This window comes from Sphingosinicella flava (assembly GCF_016025255.1).
GTDB classification, from domain to species: Bacteria; Pseudomonadota; Alphaproteobacteria; order Sphingomonadales; family Sphingomonadaceae; genus Allosphingosinicella; species Allosphingosinicella flava.
In genome coordinates this window covers 2,121,804-2,135,007 of record NZ_CP065592.1, presented here as the reverse complement: position 1 = coordinate 2,135,007, position 13,204 = coordinate 2,121,804, and the positions used below count along the sequence as shown (strand labels likewise).

The 13,204-nt window shown below is 66.7% G+C and carries 13 protein-coding genes; 6 read left to right on the top strand and 7 right to left on the bottom strand.

Going from position 1 to position 13,204, the window contains the following annotated elements; all coding sequences use genetic code 11:
- Nucleotides 1–22: 22 nt before the first annotated feature.
- The 4 genes from smc to IC614_RS10875 are packed head-to-tail and all read right to left on the bottom strand — an operon-like array spanning nt 23 to nt 5,469.
- Entirely contained in the window at nt 23–3,433 is a 3,411-nt protein-coding gene (gene smc / locus IC614_RS10890; protein ID WP_200971468.1) for a chromosome segregation protein SMC, read from the bottom strand.
- Between the two features lie 19 nt (nt 3,434–3,452).
- Complete coding sequence (locus IC614_RS10885; protein ID WP_200971465.1) at nt 3,453–4,151, bottom strand: thioredoxin domain-containing protein; 699 nt, start codon at nt 4,149–4,151, stop codon at nt 3,453–3,455.
- The gene (locus tag IC614_RS10880) at nt 4,148–4,906 is read right to left on the bottom strand and encodes a thioredoxin domain-containing protein (RefSeq protein WP_200971464.1); all 759 of its coding nucleotides are present in this window, start codon (nt 4,904–4,906) and stop codon (nt 4,148–4,150) included. The genes IC614_RS10885 and IC614_RS10880 overlap by 4 nt, the downstream gene beginning before the upstream one ends.
- Nucleotides 4,903–5,469 (bottom strand): DUF721 domain-containing protein, encoded by a 567-nt coding sequence (locus IC614_RS10875; protein WP_226372643.1) that lies wholly within the window; start codon nt 5,467–5,469, stop codon nt 4,903–4,905. The genes IC614_RS10880 and IC614_RS10875 overlap by 4 nt, the downstream gene beginning before the upstream one ends.
- Before the next feature lie 26 nt (nt 5,470–5,495).
- Here IC614_RS10875 and mutY point away from each other — a divergent pair, with 26 nt between their 5' ends.
- The 3 genes from mutY (at nt 5,496) to IC614_RS10860 (ending at nt 8,192) form a co-directional block, all read left to right on the top strand.
- Complete coding sequence (gene mutY / locus IC614_RS10870; RefSeq protein ID WP_200971463.1) at nt 5,496–6,545, top strand: A/G-specific adenine glycosylase; 1,050 nt, start codon at nt 5,496–5,498, stop codon at nt 6,543–6,545.
- A 4-nt stretch (nt 6,546–6,549) separates the two neighbouring features.
- Complete coding sequence (gene nudC, locus IC614_RS10865) at nt 6,550–7,422, top strand: NAD(+) diphosphatase (RefSeq protein WP_200971462.1); 873 nt, start codon at nt 6,550–6,552, stop codon at nt 7,420–7,422.
- 65 nt (nt 7,423–7,487) lie between these two features.
- Nucleotides 7,488–8,192, top strand: a complete 705-nt coding sequence (locus IC614_RS10860) for a c-type cytochrome (protein WP_200971461.1) — start codon at nt 7,488–7,490, stop codon at nt 8,190–8,192.
- Nucleotides 8,193–8,213: 21 nt separating this feature from the next.
- On the opposite strand, the gene ftrA is transcribed toward IC614_RS10860, so the two are convergent.
- Nucleotides 8,214–9,185, bottom strand: a complete 972-nt coding sequence (ftrA, locus tag IC614_RS10855; protein WP_200971460.1) for a transcriptional regulator FtrA — start codon at nt 9,183–9,185, stop codon at nt 8,214–8,216.
- Nucleotides 9,186–9,265: 80 nt separating this feature from the next.
- Here ftrA and IC614_RS10850 point away from each other — a divergent pair, with 80 nt between their 5' ends.
- Together IC614_RS10850 and IC614_RS10845 are read left to right on the top strand one after the other, a co-directional pair.
- A complete protein-coding gene (locus IC614_RS10850; protein ID WP_200971458.1) occupies nt 9,266–9,694 on the top strand; it encodes a rhodanese-like domain-containing protein in 429 nt (142 codons plus the stop codon).
- Nucleotides 9,694–10,179: a GNAT family N-acetyltransferase gene (locus IC614_RS10845; protein WP_200971456.1), complete on the top strand. Its 486-nt coding sequence runs from the start codon at nt 9,694–9,696 to the stop codon at nt 10,177–10,179. The genes IC614_RS10850 and IC614_RS10845 overlap by 1 nt, the downstream gene beginning before the upstream one ends.
- Here IC614_RS10845 and IC614_RS10840 read toward each other — a convergent pair whose 3' ends face one another.
- Complete coding sequence (locus IC614_RS10840) at nt 10,180–11,070, bottom strand: LOG family protein (RefSeq protein WP_200971453.1); 891 nt, start codon at nt 11,068–11,070, stop codon at nt 10,180–10,182.
- 12 nt (nt 11,071–11,082) lie between these two features.
- The gene (locus tag IC614_RS10835; protein WP_226372642.1) at nt 11,083–11,721 is read right to left on the bottom strand and encodes an extensin family protein; all 639 of its coding nucleotides are present in this window, start codon (nt 11,719–11,721) and stop codon (nt 11,083–11,085) included.
- Nucleotides 11,722–11,987: 266 nt separating this feature from the next.
- On the opposite strand from IC614_RS10835, the gene IC614_RS10830 reads away from it, so the two are divergent.
- A complete protein-coding gene (locus IC614_RS10830) occupies nt 11,988–13,145 on the top strand; it encodes a phosphoserine transaminase (RefSeq protein ID WP_200971450.1) in 1,158 nt (385 codons plus the stop codon).
- Nucleotides 13,146–13,204: the final 59 nt, after the last annotated feature.

The window sequence follows — 13,204 nt, the reverse complement described above, 5'->3', positions numbered from 1 at the left end:
ACCCAACCAGCGCCTAGAGAGGTCATTCCGCGGCCAGTAATTTCTCCGCGCCCCCAAGATCGACACTGACGAGGCGGCTCACCCCCCGTTCGATCATGGTGACTCCGAACAGGCGGTGCATGCGGCTCATCGTCACCGCATTGTGGGTGACGATCAGATAACGCGTATCGGTTTCCCGCGTCATGCGGTCGAGAAGGTCGCAGAAGCGTTCGATATTCGCGTCGTCCAGCGGTGCGTCGACCTCGTCCAGCACGCAGATCGGCGCGGGATTGGTGAGGAACAGGGCAAAGATCAGGGCCACCGCCGTCAACGCCTGTTCGCCGCCCGACAAGAGAGTCAGCGCCGACAATTTCTTGCCCGGCGGCTGGGCCATGATTTCCAGTCCCGCCTCCAGCGGATCGTCGGAATCGATAAGGTCCAGATGCGCGCTGCCGCCTTCGAACAAGGTCGTGAACAGGCTTTGGAAATGGCCGTTCACCGCTTCGAACGCGGCGATCAGGCGGACGCGGCCCTCGCGATTGAGGCTGCCGATCGATCCGCGCAGGCGGTTGATGGCAAGGCCCAATTCCTCTCGTTCGGCGGCGGATGAGGTGCGGCCTTCCTCCAATTCCATCAATTCCTGCTCGGCGATGAGATTGACCGGACCGATCCGTTCGCGATCCAAGGTCAGGCGATCGAGATCGGCGGATTCGTGCGCGACCGCCTTGATGGTGCCTTCATCGAACCCGGCCTTTTCGGGGAGGAGGGGCGGAGGGCATTCGAAACGCTCGCCGGAAATGCGGCCCATTTCAACCCGGCGCATCTCATGATTTTCATGCCGCGCGACAGCCCCGGCGCGGGCTTCGCGGGCGATGGACAACGCCTCGCCGACGTCGGTCAGCCGTTGCTCGGTCTCCCGTAGCGCAGCCTCCGCCTCGCGCTCTCCGGCCATGGCGGCGTCGGCGGCGGCGCGCGCTTCTTCATGGCGTTTGTCCAGCCTCTCAAGTTCGCCCTCCAACCGGTCCGGCGCATCGGCGAGCAGCGCGGCCTCGGTTTCGGCCTCGACGATCCGGCGGCCCATATCCGCTTGACGTCTTTCCGCCTGGGCAGCCCGCTCGCTCCAATCGGCGCTTTCCTTGCGCGCCGCATCGATGCGCTGGCGGTCGGCGCTCATCGCGCGGGCATGGGTCGCTGCTTCCGCACGGATATCGGCGAGCGCGGCTTGCGCTTTTTCGGCCGCATTGCGCAGCTGCGCAACGCGCGCTTCCGTAGCATCGGAATCGGGAAGGGCGGCGACCACGATCTCGGCTGCTTCGACACCAGCCCGGCTTTCCGCCTGATCCGCTTCGGCCAAGGCCAAGCGCTCGACCAAGCCGGTGCGGCGCACCGCCAGCCGCTCGATCGCGACATTCGCGGCATCCTCTTCCTGTCCCGCCTGGCGGATGGTCGCGCCTGCCTCGGTTTCCGCGCGGCGCGCCGCGCCCATCGCCTCATGCGCCGCCTCCATCGCGGCCAGCGCCGCCGCGGTTCTTTCCTGGGCGCCCGCGACGCAGGTCCGGGCGGCCGGAAGCGCCGCCTCGATCTCGGCGAGGCGATTGACCCGGATCAGCCGCTCCGCCGCCGCGGCGCCGACGCCTTCGGTCACGAAGCCGTCCCAGCGGCGCATCCGGCCGTCTCGCGTCACCAGCCTCTGGCCGACGGCGAGGGGTAGGCTGCCATCGTCGCGGTCGACGACGCCGATCTGGGCGAGGCGGCGGCGGAGCGCGGCGGGCGCCTCCACCTGCTGCGCCAAAAGCATGCACCCTGCAGGGAGTGCCGGATCATGCGGCTGCGGATCCGCGCCGGCCCAACGTCGCGCTCCCTGGGAGAGGCCGGCCTCCAAATCGTCGCCGAGCGCGGCGGCCAGCGCCCGCTCATAGCCCGGAGCCGCTTTCATCCGATCGAGAATTTTGTCTCCAGCCGATGTCTCGACAGCCTTTGCGAGCGCGCGGGCTTCCGCTTCCAGAGCCGCGAGCGTGGCCCTCGCCGCGGCGGCGTCGCTCTCCGCTTCGTCGCGGCGCGTGGCGGCCTTCTGGCGCGCGGCTTCAGCCTCGGCGATGCGCGTTGCGGCGGCTTTCAAGGCCTCTTCCGCTTTCGCTCGCTTCTCGCGCGCGGCGCGGCGCTGCTCGACGAGCGGCGCTTCATCACCCAGCTCGACCATTTGTGCATGCAGCCGGGCAACCTCATCGTCGGCACGCGCGCGCCTGGCGCGGGCGGCTTGAAGCGCTGCGCCCGCCACCCGTGCCTCGGCTTGTTCGCCCGCCTGCTCGGCCCGCGCCCGCCCAAGCATGGCCTCGGCCTCGCGCGCGGCATCTTCCAGGGCGATGCTGCGCTCGTCGATCGTCGATCGCGCTGCTTCCGTTTCGGCGATGCGCGAGGTGAGACTTTCGATTTCTTCGGCCAGCCGGGCAAGTGCATTGCGGGCATCCTCGCCAAGCGCCGCCTCGCGCGCCCGGTCGGCGGCCAGAGTGGCCTGGCGGCTGGCGAGATCGGCGATGCGGCGGCCGACCTGATCCCGCTCGGCGCGGAGCGCGACGAGCTTATGGCCCAGCGTCGTCGCCTCATCCCGCAAGTGAAGCGCCGCCTTGCGCCGCTGGGCGAGCAGGGCGGCGGCCTGCGCCTGATAAGCGGCCGCGCCGCGCTGCGCCTCCGCCGTTTTCTCGACGGCCGCGATGGCGGCATCGGCCTCCGCCTTCGCCGCTTCCGCCGCGCGCGCGGCTTCTCGCCAGCGGGCGAAGATCAGGCGCCCTTCGGCGGTGCGAATCTCCTCGGACAGCTTGCGATAGCGCTCCGCCGCGCGCGCCTGGCGCTTGAGGCTGGCCGCCCGCTGCTCCATGTCGCCGAGCAATTCGTCCAGCCGGGAAAGATTGGCTTCGGCGGCGCGGAGTTTTTGTTCGGCATCCTTGCGGCGGACGTGGAGACCGGCGATGCCCGCCGCCTCCTCCAGCATCTGGCGCCGTTCGGCAGGCTTGGCGGCGATGATCGCGCCGATCCGGTTCTGGCTGACGAGCGCGGGGGAATGGGCGCCGGTCGCGGCGTCCGCGAAGAGCAGGCCGACGTCCTTGGCCCGGACGTCCTTGCCATTCAGGCGATAAGCGGAGCCCGCGCCGCGCTCGATCCGGCGCGTGACCTCGACCTCGCCGCCATGCTGCGCCGCGCCGTCGACGAGCAAGGTCACTTCGGCGAAATCGCGTGCCGGGCGCGAAGCGGTGCCGGCAAAGATCACGTCCTCCATTCCGGATCCGCGCATGGATTTGGGGCTCGATTCCCCCATGACCCAGCGGATGGCCTCAAGGACGTTGGATTTGCCGCACCCGTTGGGGCCGACGACGCCGGTCAGGCCGGGTTCGATGCGCAGTTCGGCGGGTTCGACGAAGCTTTTAAAGCCTGACAGCTTGATCCGCTTGATCTGCACAGCCGCCCCCGCCGCCGGATCAGCCGCCCGGCTTCAGGAGCGGCTCCAGTCGAGCCCAGCCGTCCGCATCCACCTTCTTCCCGTTGATCAGGAAGGTCGGCGTATATTCCAGATTGTAGGTTTCGATTGCCTTCTGGCGCAGGGTCAGAAGCGTCTCCAGCCGCGCCCTATCGGTGAGGCAGGTTTTGGCCTTTGCCGCCGTCACGCCGTGTTTCGCGGCGATCGGCGCGAGGCCGGACGCGGCGGCAATTTGCGGAAACCCTTCGGCGGGCGAAAGCTGGACCATGCGCTGGCGCTCCGCCGCGGGCAAGGCCTGCAGCTTGCCGATCCATTGGCTTTGCGCCGCGAACATCGCGTCGGTCGCCGCGAAATAGTCGCCGGTCCCGGCGCAGCGGCTGAGGAGCGCGGCGACAGCGTCGAACGGATCGCGAATATAGTTGCGGAATTCGAAGCTGACGCGCCCGGTCTTCACATAGTCTTGAAGGAGCTTCGGGTAGCCCTCTTCAGCGAAATGCGCGCAATGGCCGCAAGTGAGCGAACCATATTCGACCACTTTCACCGTCGCATTGGGATTGCCGACGCGAAAGCCGCCCTCCGGCGTTGCCGCCACTGCGCGGGACCAGTCCCGTGCCGCGGCGGCCTTCGGCGCCTGTGCGGGCGCCGAAGCGTGGGCGAAGGCGGCAAGGCCGATCGCCGCGACGATGCGCGCATGCTTCATTTCAGCGCCTCGCGAAGCGCCGGCTCCAACTGCTCCCAGGACGCGGCGTCGGGCACCAGATTGCCATTGATGATGAAGGCCGGCGTACCCGGGATGCCCGGATATTGGGCATTCGCCGTATTCACGATCGATACCAATTTCTGCATCTCCGCCTGGTCGGCGAGGCAGGCATTGGCCTTCGATTCGGGAACGCCGCGCATCTTGACGAAATCGACGAGGCCGGCGGCGCGCGCATATTCGGCGGGCAATTGCTGCTGCGGAAGCGCCTGCAGCCGCTGCTGCGTGGCGGCGTCGAGCGCACCGGCGCGCTGCATATATTGCGCCTGCGCCGCGAACATCTGATCGGTGATCTTGAAGAACGGCGTGGCGCCGCCGCAGCGCGTCAGGAGCGCCGCCGCGATGTCGAGCGGATCGCGCACGAAATTGCGGAATTCGAAGCTCACCTGACCCGATTTCACATATTCGTTTTCAAGCTGCGGCGCACCTTCTTCGGAAAAAGCGGCACAGTGGCTGCAGGTCAGCGATCCGAGCTCGACCAGCTTTACCGGCGCGTTCGGATTGCCCATGCGGAAACCGCCTTCCGGCGTTTGCTCGACAACCTGGGTCCAATCGCCGCCATTCGGGGCCGCAATCTGCTCGAGCGGTGCATTGAGATCGGCGGAAGAAGCGCTTCCGTTGCCGCTATCCCCTGTACCGCCGCACGCGGTGAGCGCGAGGATCAAAGCTGCCGCGCCGCCGAAATAGACTGCCTTCATTGCTTTCTGTCTCCTATTGTCCCGATGACCGGGATGGATGTCACGACCGCCGGTCCTTCCCCTGCCGCGACGCCGCGCGCAAGGGCTTCGAGGACGGCGCGAAGCTCCGGATCGCCGATATCGCGCACCGAATCGCTCATCGCCTGCGGCAGCGGGCGGAGCGAGGGCAGCGCGGCCCGCGCCTTGCCGTCGCGCGCCTGAACCCTGCCTTGCTTGAACTGCACCCGTTCGACGGCGGGATAGCCGAAGAAGCGGTTGACCCGTTCGATGATGACGGGCGCGATATGCTGCATCATCGGGGCATGCGCGCCCTCTACGGCAAGGTGCAACGTTCCGGCCGACTTGCGGCCGGGCGGGAAGCGGATCGATTCGGGCGAGGACACGGCGGCATAGCGTTCGCCGACGATTTCCCGCCATCGCGTCACGATGGACGATTGGACGAAACCGAAGCGGCGGAACGCCGCGCGGCCGATGTCGGGCACGAGATCGGACACCGCGCGGGGTCTTCCCGTGCGCGGCGCATCCTTTTTCTGGCCGTGAATCGTCCCGCCCGATTTCGTCATGGCGCCAAGCATGGCATAGGCGGGGCGTGCTCGTCGATGCTTCAAATGCGCTTCTTGCCTGGTACGATGCCAATAGGCGCGACCTGCCATGGCGGGCGATGCCCGGCGAATCGAGCGATCCCTATCGGGTCTGGCTGTCGGAAATCATGCTCCAGCAGACGACGGTCGCGGCCGTCGGCCCTTATTTCCACAAGTTCATCACTTATTGGCCGACCATGCGCGCCTTGGCGGAAGCCGACGAGGCGGACGTGATGAAGGCTTGGGCAGGGCTCGGCTATTATGCCCGCGCGCGCAACCTGATCGCCTGCGCCCGCACGATCGTCGCGCGGCACGGCGGACGCTTTCCAGACAGCGAGGCGGAATTGCTGCAATTGCCGGGAGTCGGCCGCTATACCGCCGCCGCGGTCGCCGCCATCGCCTTCGGCCGCCGCGCGGTGGTGGTCGACGGCAATGTCGAGCGGGTCGTTGCCCGCCTGTTCGCGGTGAAGGAACCGTTGCCGGGGGCCAAAGCCAAGCTTTACGATCTTACCGATTCGATCACCCCGGCGCGCCGTAACGGCGATTTCGCACAGGCGATGATGGATCTTGGCGCCACGATCTGCACGCCGCGCAAACCCGCTTGCGGCTTCTGTCCGCTCGCGACCTTGTGCGCCGCGCGCGCCGAAGGCGATCCGGCGCGGTATCCGGTGAAGACGCCCAAGGTCGCCAAGCCCCGGCGCGTCGGCCATGCTTATTGGCTGGAGCGGGACGGTGCCGTGCTCCTCGTGCGGCGCCCGGCCAAGGGATTATTGGGCGGCATGCTCGCCTTTCCGTCAAGCGCCTGGGAAGAGAAGGTCGGGGCGGGCAGCGGCGCGCCGGCGCAAGCGGAATGGCAGGACGGCGGCAGCATCGACCATGCCTTCACCCATTTCGCGCTCACCCTGCACCTTCGGTGCGCGGAAGGAGAGGCGGGCGAGGGCATCTGGTGGCCCATCGCCCAGTTGGAGGAAGCGGGTCTGCCGACCGTCTTCGCCAAACTGATCGCCCGGGGGCGGGCGTGGAAGAAGCCGCCCTTGCTGTCGCGGCAAGAGGCCTGATCCCATGATCCGTCCCGGCTTTACCGGCGCCCCGCTCGACCGCGCCGACCGCTTCCGCCTCGATCCGGGCCGTATCGCCGCGCTTCGCCTCCATAGCGCGGCGCGCCTGTTGCGCCTGAGCGGGGTCGATCCGGTGCTCGATGAAGCGGGACGCCTCGTCTGGGACGCTTTATCCCATGACGCGGACTTGCTGTTTCTGGGCCTCGACGGCGATGCCCCTGTGTTCGCGCCGCTGGTGGCGATTGCGGACGCGGCGGCCCGTCCGCCCGCGCTCTTTCAGATGCTGGGCGAGATGGCGCCGGAAGATGCGGCGCTGTGGGGCGTCGCGCGCAGCCTCATCAATTGGCACGGCCGCCACGGCTTTTGCGCGAATTGCGGTTCGCCGACGGTGCCCTTTCGCGCGGGCTGGGCACGCAAATGTGGCGGGTGCGGCGCCGAACATTATCCCCGTGTCGATCCGGTCGTCATCATGCTCGCCGAATGTGAGGGGCGCGTGCTGGTCGGCCGCCAGCCCCAATATCCGTTCGGCCGCTATTCGGCATTGGCGGGTTTCGTCGAGCCGGGCGAATCCATCGAGGAGGCCGTCGCGCGCGAGCTGAAGGAGGAAGCCGGGATCGAGGTTTCGGGCGTCCGCTACGTCGCCAGCCAACCCTGGCCCTTTCCCGGATCGTTGATGATCGCCTGCATCGCCGCGGCGCGAGATGACGCGATTACCATCGATACGACCGAACTTGAGGATGCGAAATGGGTGGATCGGGCAGGGGTCGAAGCCGCCCTTTCCGGGCAAGCCGATGCGCCTTTCCTCGCCCCGCCGCACTTCGCCATCGCTCACACCTTGTTTCTACGCTGGCTTGCGGGGAGCGCCGCCGCCGCTTAAAGGAGCGCGCACATCATATTCTTCGCGCGGCCTGTCTGGCCCCGCGGTCCCTTGGAGGTTGGCACGTGGACGATCGGACGAACACCATTGCGGGCTGGGTGCTGGGCGCGGGCATCGTCGCTCTCGGCGCGTCGATCGTGACCGGCGAGGTCTTCCATTCCGAGCGTCCGGAAAAGATGGGCTATCCGATCGAGGGCGTCGTCGAGGAAGGCGCGGGCGGCGGCGAGGCCGAACAGCCGATCGCTTTCTATCTCGCCAGCGCCGATCCGGCGGCGGGCGCCAATGTCTTCAAGAAATGCGCGGCCTGCCACAATGCCGAAAAGGGCGGCCCGAACGCGCTCGGCCCGAATTTGTGGGGCACGATGGGCAAGCCGCACGGCCACGTTCCGGGCTTCGCTTATTCCGATGCGCTGAAGAGCGTGCCGGGCGTGTGGGATTGGGACAGCATGAACGCCTGGCTCAAGTCCCCTAAAAGCTATGCCCCGGGCACCAAGATGACCTTCGCCGGTCTTTCCAAACCGGAAGACCGCGCCAACCTCATCGCCTATCTCAACCAGCAGAGCGATTCGCCGCTGCCGCTCCCGGCCGCGCCGGCCGCATCGCCGGAAGCCGCCGCAGCCGAGAAGTCGGACGCGATCCCCGGCAAGGCGCCCGACGAGCCCGTCCTTAATGAAGGCGATGCCGCCAAGCAGCCGGAAGGCAATGTCGGCGGCGAGGGCGCGCCGTCCGTCGCTGGCCGCGCCGGTCAGGAAAAGGGCAAGGCGCAATAGGGCAGGCTGCCCTGCGGTCCTTCAAACACGCCTGAACCGTGCCCGGTAAGATGCGGGACTCACCCCCATCCGGGCCCGGAAATGATGACGCAAGGCCGCTGCCGATCCAAAACCGCAAGCGTTGGCGACCGCGTCCACCGGCTGGCGTGTCTCCTCCAGCAACGCCTTCGCGCGATTGAGGCGCTCGGCGAGCAGCCACTCTCCGGGCGTATTTCCCGTCGCCGCCTTGAAGCGCCTCAGAAACGTGCGTTCGCTCATACCTGCTTCAGCGGCTAGCATGGCGATCGTTTGCGGTTCGATCAGCCGGGCGCGCATTCGGCCGATCAGGGGCGACAAGCGCGAGCTTTCGTGCGCGCTGGGCACCGGGCTTTCCACATATTGTGCCTGTCCGCCGTCGCGATGCGGCGGCACGACCAGGCGGCGTGCGACCATATTGGCAGCTGCGGCTCCGAAATCGCGTCTTACGACATGCAGGCAAAGGTCGATTCCCGCGGCGCTGCCCGCCGATGTCAGCACGTCGCCTTCGTCGACGTAAAGCACGTCCGGTTCGAGGCGAATGGCAGGATAGCGGGCTGCAACCTGCGCACCGTATCGCCAATGGGTCGTGGCGCGGCGTCCATCGAGCAGCCCGGCGGCGGCGAGGACGAAAATCCCGGAGCAAAGGGACATGATTCGAGCTCCGCGCGCGTGGGCTGCGCGGAGCGCCGCGCACAGCGCGTCCGGCACCGCCTCGTCCGCGCCGCGCCAGCCCGGAATGACGATGGTCGTGGCGTGTTCAAAGAGGTCGAGGCCGCCGTCCGCAAGCAGCCGAAACCCGCCGCCCGCCTGCAGCGGACCGGGCTCCGCCGCGCAAATGACGAAGCGATACCAGCCGTCGCCCATTTCCGGCCGCTCCAGCCCGAACACCTCGGTCGCGATCCCGAATTCGAAGGTGCACAGCCCGTTATAAGCGACCAGCGCGACCAGCGGAGGCGAAGAGGCGGAATCTGGCATGATCTTTACGCTAATCGGCGATGGCGTCACTTACCAGCCCCTTCCTTTGGCGGCACATCCGCCTTTGGAAGGAGAAGATCATGACGACCACCGTATCGGAATATCCCGCCGCATCGCCTGAGGTGGCTGCAGCGCATTTCGCCGCCCGCCTGTCCCTGGAAACCGATCCGGCCGATGTCCATTCGGTGCTGGAGGCTGGGAATGCGGACTTTGTGTTGCTCGATACGCGAAGCGCCGCCGGCTATGCGAAGGGCCATGTTCCCGGTGCGCTCAGTCTGCCGCATCGCGCCATCTCGGCCGAGCGCATGGCCGAGTGGGCCGACGACACCCTGTTCGTCGTCTATTGCTTCGGCCCGCATTGCAACGCGGCTGACCAGGGTGCGTTGAAGCTGGCCCGCCTTGGCCGAAAGGTAAAAGTGATGATCGGCGGGCTGTGGGGCTGGGTCGACGAAGGCTATTCTGTGGCGCATGGCGTGGACCCGGGCTCTCTAAAGCCGGCAGGTTCGTAATGCCGCCGATCACGGTCCGGCCATTCGCACGGGACGACGTCCCTCAATTGCTGGCGCTGATGCGGGAGTTGGCCTTGTTCGAGGATTATATCGATGCCTTCGCGGTGACGGAGGCCGATATTCTTGCGCACGGCTTGGGCCCATCCCCCTGCTTCGGGGCTTTCGTCGCCTTATGGAACGATGCCGTCATTGGCACGGCGGTTCACCACGTAATCCCCTGGACCTACGATTTGAAGCCTACGCTGGTGCTGAAAGAACTCTATGTCGCCGCGCCGTATCGGGGGTGCGGCGCCGGGCGCGCGTTGATGGGGGCGCTCGCCCGCGAGGCCCGGCGCATTGGCGCCGCGCGGATCGTTTGGGGCGTGCTGAACGGCAACCGGCGGGCGGAACATTTTTACGCCCGGCTGGGTGGACGTCCCGACCGGAAATTCGCTCCATGGAGTCTGGACGCCGCCGCCATCGCCGCATTGGCGTGCGCGACCTGATCAGCCTTTCGCTTTGCCTGGTCCCTGATCCGTGCCTTCGTAATAGGCACAGACATACTCCCAGGCCTCGTCCGCCGTTTCGACCATCTTGATCAGATCGAGATCGCGCGGAGACACCGTACCTTCTTCGACCAGAGCCTCGAAATTGACGACACGATTCCAAAACTCCGCGCCGAAGAAAATGATCGGGATCGGCTTTACCTTGCCGGTCTGGATGAGGGTCAGAAGCTCAAAGGCTTCGTCAAACGTGCCGAAGCCGCCCGGAAAGACCGCCACTGCGCGCGCACGAAGAAGGAAGTGCATCTTGCGAAGCGCGAAATAGTGGAACTGGAAGGACAAGGAAGGCGTGACATAAGGATTGGGCAGCTGCTCGTGCGGGAGCACGATGTTGAGGCCGATCGACTCCTGGCCCTCGTCGCACGCGCCCCGGTTCGCCGCTTCCATGATGGAGGGGCCGCCCCCTGAGCAGACGACGAAATGGCGCTGCCCATCCTCGTCGCGCGGCACCCGGCTCGTCATGCGGGCGAGCTTGCGGGCCTCGTCATAATATTTGGACTTCGCCTTCAGCCGCTCGGCGATCAGCTTCTGCTCCGGCGTTGCGGCCATGGCGATCAGCGAATCCGCTTTCGACGGCTCGGGAATACGCGCCGATCCGTACATGACGAAGGTCGAGGCGATCTTGGCCTCGTCCAGCAGCAATTCGGGCTTCAGCAGCTCCAATTGGAAGCGGACGGGCCGCAGATCCTCGCGCAGCAGGAAGTCCTTGTCTTGAAAGGCGAGGCGGTAGGCGGGATCCTCGGTCTGCGGGCTGGAGGTCTGCTGCTCGGCGACCTTGGCTTCGACATGGGCGGGCGAAAAGACGCGCTTCGGCGGTTGGGTTGGTTCGGTCATAAGCGCCGCCCTTTAGCGGCAATAGGGGCCGCGGCCCATATCGAAATGAAAATGATCGTGATGGAGGGCGTTGGCGTCCGGCCCGAGGCCGATGGGGAATTGGCCGCAACCGGCGCCATGAGCGGCGCGGAGAAAATCCCTTACCCGCCGATCCTCGCCGTTCCATCCGCTTTTCACGGTGATCCGGCGCCCGTCTTCCAGCACGAAGCCGCCGATATCGACGGCATTGGCCCGGCCATGTTCGGACAGCTTGTTTCCGGCCTGGCCGTTGACCGGGCGGCAGGCATAGGTGCCCATGCTCTCGATCTTGACGACCCGGGCGCCGAGATGGCGTTGCGCGGCGGGTTGCACCGCCTCCTGCACCCAGCGTGCGAAATTGGCGGCGAGCGGGCAGGTCATCGCGCCGAGGTTCGTCACCGGCGTGCCGATATCGAGCAGCTGCACCGCGCCGATGGCAGAACAGCCGCCGTCGAACGTGCGATCAGGGAGCGGCTTGAACGCCACCGCCGCGCGGGCGAGGTCGGCATGGCATTGGCGCAGCACCTTGTCCGGCTTCAGCGCTTCGGCTTGAGGCCCGGGTTGAGGCGAGGGTGCAGGTCTGTCGGGCTTTGGAATACAGCCCGCCAGCAGTACCAGCCCTAGGATGATCATGCCCCGCTGCATGGGCTGGAAGGTGAATCGAGCGGTAAATCCCGTCAAGTTGGATGCGGCGAACAAGGCCCTCCCCCTCGATGGGGGAGGTTGGGTGGGGGTGATGCCGGAGACGGTCACCGCTCTACGCCGAACATCACCCCTCCCCAACCCCTCCCCATCGAGGGGAGGGGCTTAAGAGTTGACACCCCGCCTCATATCCCTATCCCCGGCTGCGGGCCACGCCGTCCCAACGCGGCGCGTGCTCTCTGTGAGGAGAGTCGTACATGACTGAAGCTATCAAGCCGGGCTCGAAGCCCGCGCGTCCCTATTTCTCGTCCGGTCCCTGCGCGAAGCCGCCGGGCTGGTCCCCCGAAAAACTCGCGCTTGCATCGCTTGGTCGCTCGCATCGCTCGAAGCTCGGCAAGGCGCGCCTCCACCATGCGATCGAATTGACGCGCAAGGTGCTGGAAGTGCCCTCCGATTACCGCATCGCCATCGTTCCGGCCTCCGATACCGGTGCCGTCGAAATGGCGCTCTGGTCGATGCTCGGCGCACGCCCGGTCACCTTGATGGCGTGGGAAAGTTTCGGTGAAGGTTGGGTGACCGATGCCGTCAAGCAGCTGAAGCTCGATGCGACGGTCGTGAAGGCGCCCTATGGCGAAATCCCCGATCTCTCCGCCATTGATCAGGACGGCGACGTCGTCTTCACCTGGAACGGCACCACTTCGGGCGCCCGCGTGCCGAACGGCGACTGGATCCGCGACGACCGCCAAGGCCTGATGTTCGCGGATTCCACCTCCGCCTGCTTCGCTCAGGATGTGCCCTTCCATAAGCTCGATGTCGTCACCTTCTCCTGGCAGAAGGTTCTGGGCGGCGAGGGCGGCCACGGCGTCCTCATCCTCTCGCCGCGCGCGGTCGAGCGCCTCGAAAGCTACACGCCCGCTTGGCCGCTGCCCAAAATCTTCCGCATGACGAAGGGCGGCAAGCTGATCGAGAGCCTGTTCAAGGGCGAGACGATCAACACGCCCTCCATGCTCGCGGTCGAGGATTATATCTACGCCCTCGAATGGGCGCTCCAGCTTGGCGGCCTCTCCGCGCTTCAGGCCCGTTGCACCGCCAACGCCGCCGCGCTCGACGCCTGGGTGCGGAAAACGCCGTGGATCGAGCATCTCGTCGCCGACCCCGCGATCCGCTCGAATACGTCTGTCTGCCTCAAGTTCGCCGACGATGCGGTGCCCGGACTCGACGAAGCCGGCAAGCTGGCCCTCGTCAAGGCGATGGACTCCGCCCTCGAAGCCGAAGCCGCCGCTTTTGACATAGCCGGACACCGCGACGCCCCCGCGGGCATTCGCATCTGGTGCGGCGCCACGGTGGAAACGGCGGATATCGAAGCCCTCGGCCCCTGGCTCGACTGGGCCTTCCACACGGCGCGCAGTGCCTAAACCCCTCTCCCCTTCAGGGGAGAGGATGGGAGAGGGGGAGTCAATGCGCGACCAGAATC

Coding starts and splice junctions, on each gene's coding strand:
- IC614_RS10885 (WP_200971465.1), bottom strand. CDS start 4,151: ATGAAGCATGCGCGCATCGTCGCGGCGATCGGCCTTGCCGCCTTCGCC.
- IC614_RS10880 (WP_200971464.1), bottom strand. CDS start 4,906: ATGAAGGCAGTCTATTTCGGCGGCGCGGCAGCTTTGATCCTCGCGCTC.
- IC614_RS10875 (WP_226372643.1), bottom strand. CDS start 5,469: ATGACGAAATCGGGCGGGACGATTCACGGCCAGAAAAAGGATGCGCCG.
- nudC (WP_200971462.1), top strand. CDS start 6,550: ATGATCCGTCCCGGCTTTACCGGCGCCCCGCTCGACCGCGCCGACCGC.
- ftrA (WP_200971460.1), bottom strand. CDS start 9,185: ATGCCAGATTCCGCCTCTTCGCCTCCGCTGGTCGCGCTGGTCGCTTAT.
- IC614_RS10850 (WP_200971458.1), top strand. CDS start 9,266: ATGACGACCACCGTATCGGAATATCCCGCCGCATCGCCTGAGGTGGCT.
- IC614_RS10845 (WP_200971456.1), top strand. CDS start 9,694: ATGCCGCCGATCACGGTCCGGCCATTCGCACGGGACGACGTCCCTCAA.
- IC614_RS10840 (WP_200971453.1), bottom strand. CDS start 11,070: ATGACCGAACCAACCCAACCGCCGAAGCGCGTCTTTTCGCCCGCCCAT.
- IC614_RS10835 (WP_226372642.1), bottom strand. CDS start 11,721: ATGATCATCCTAGGGCTGGTACTGCTGGCGGGCTGTATTCCAAAGCCC.
- IC614_RS10830 (WP_200971450.1), top strand. CDS start 11,988: ATGACTGAAGCTATCAAGCCGGGCTCGAAGCCCGCGCGTCCCTATTTC.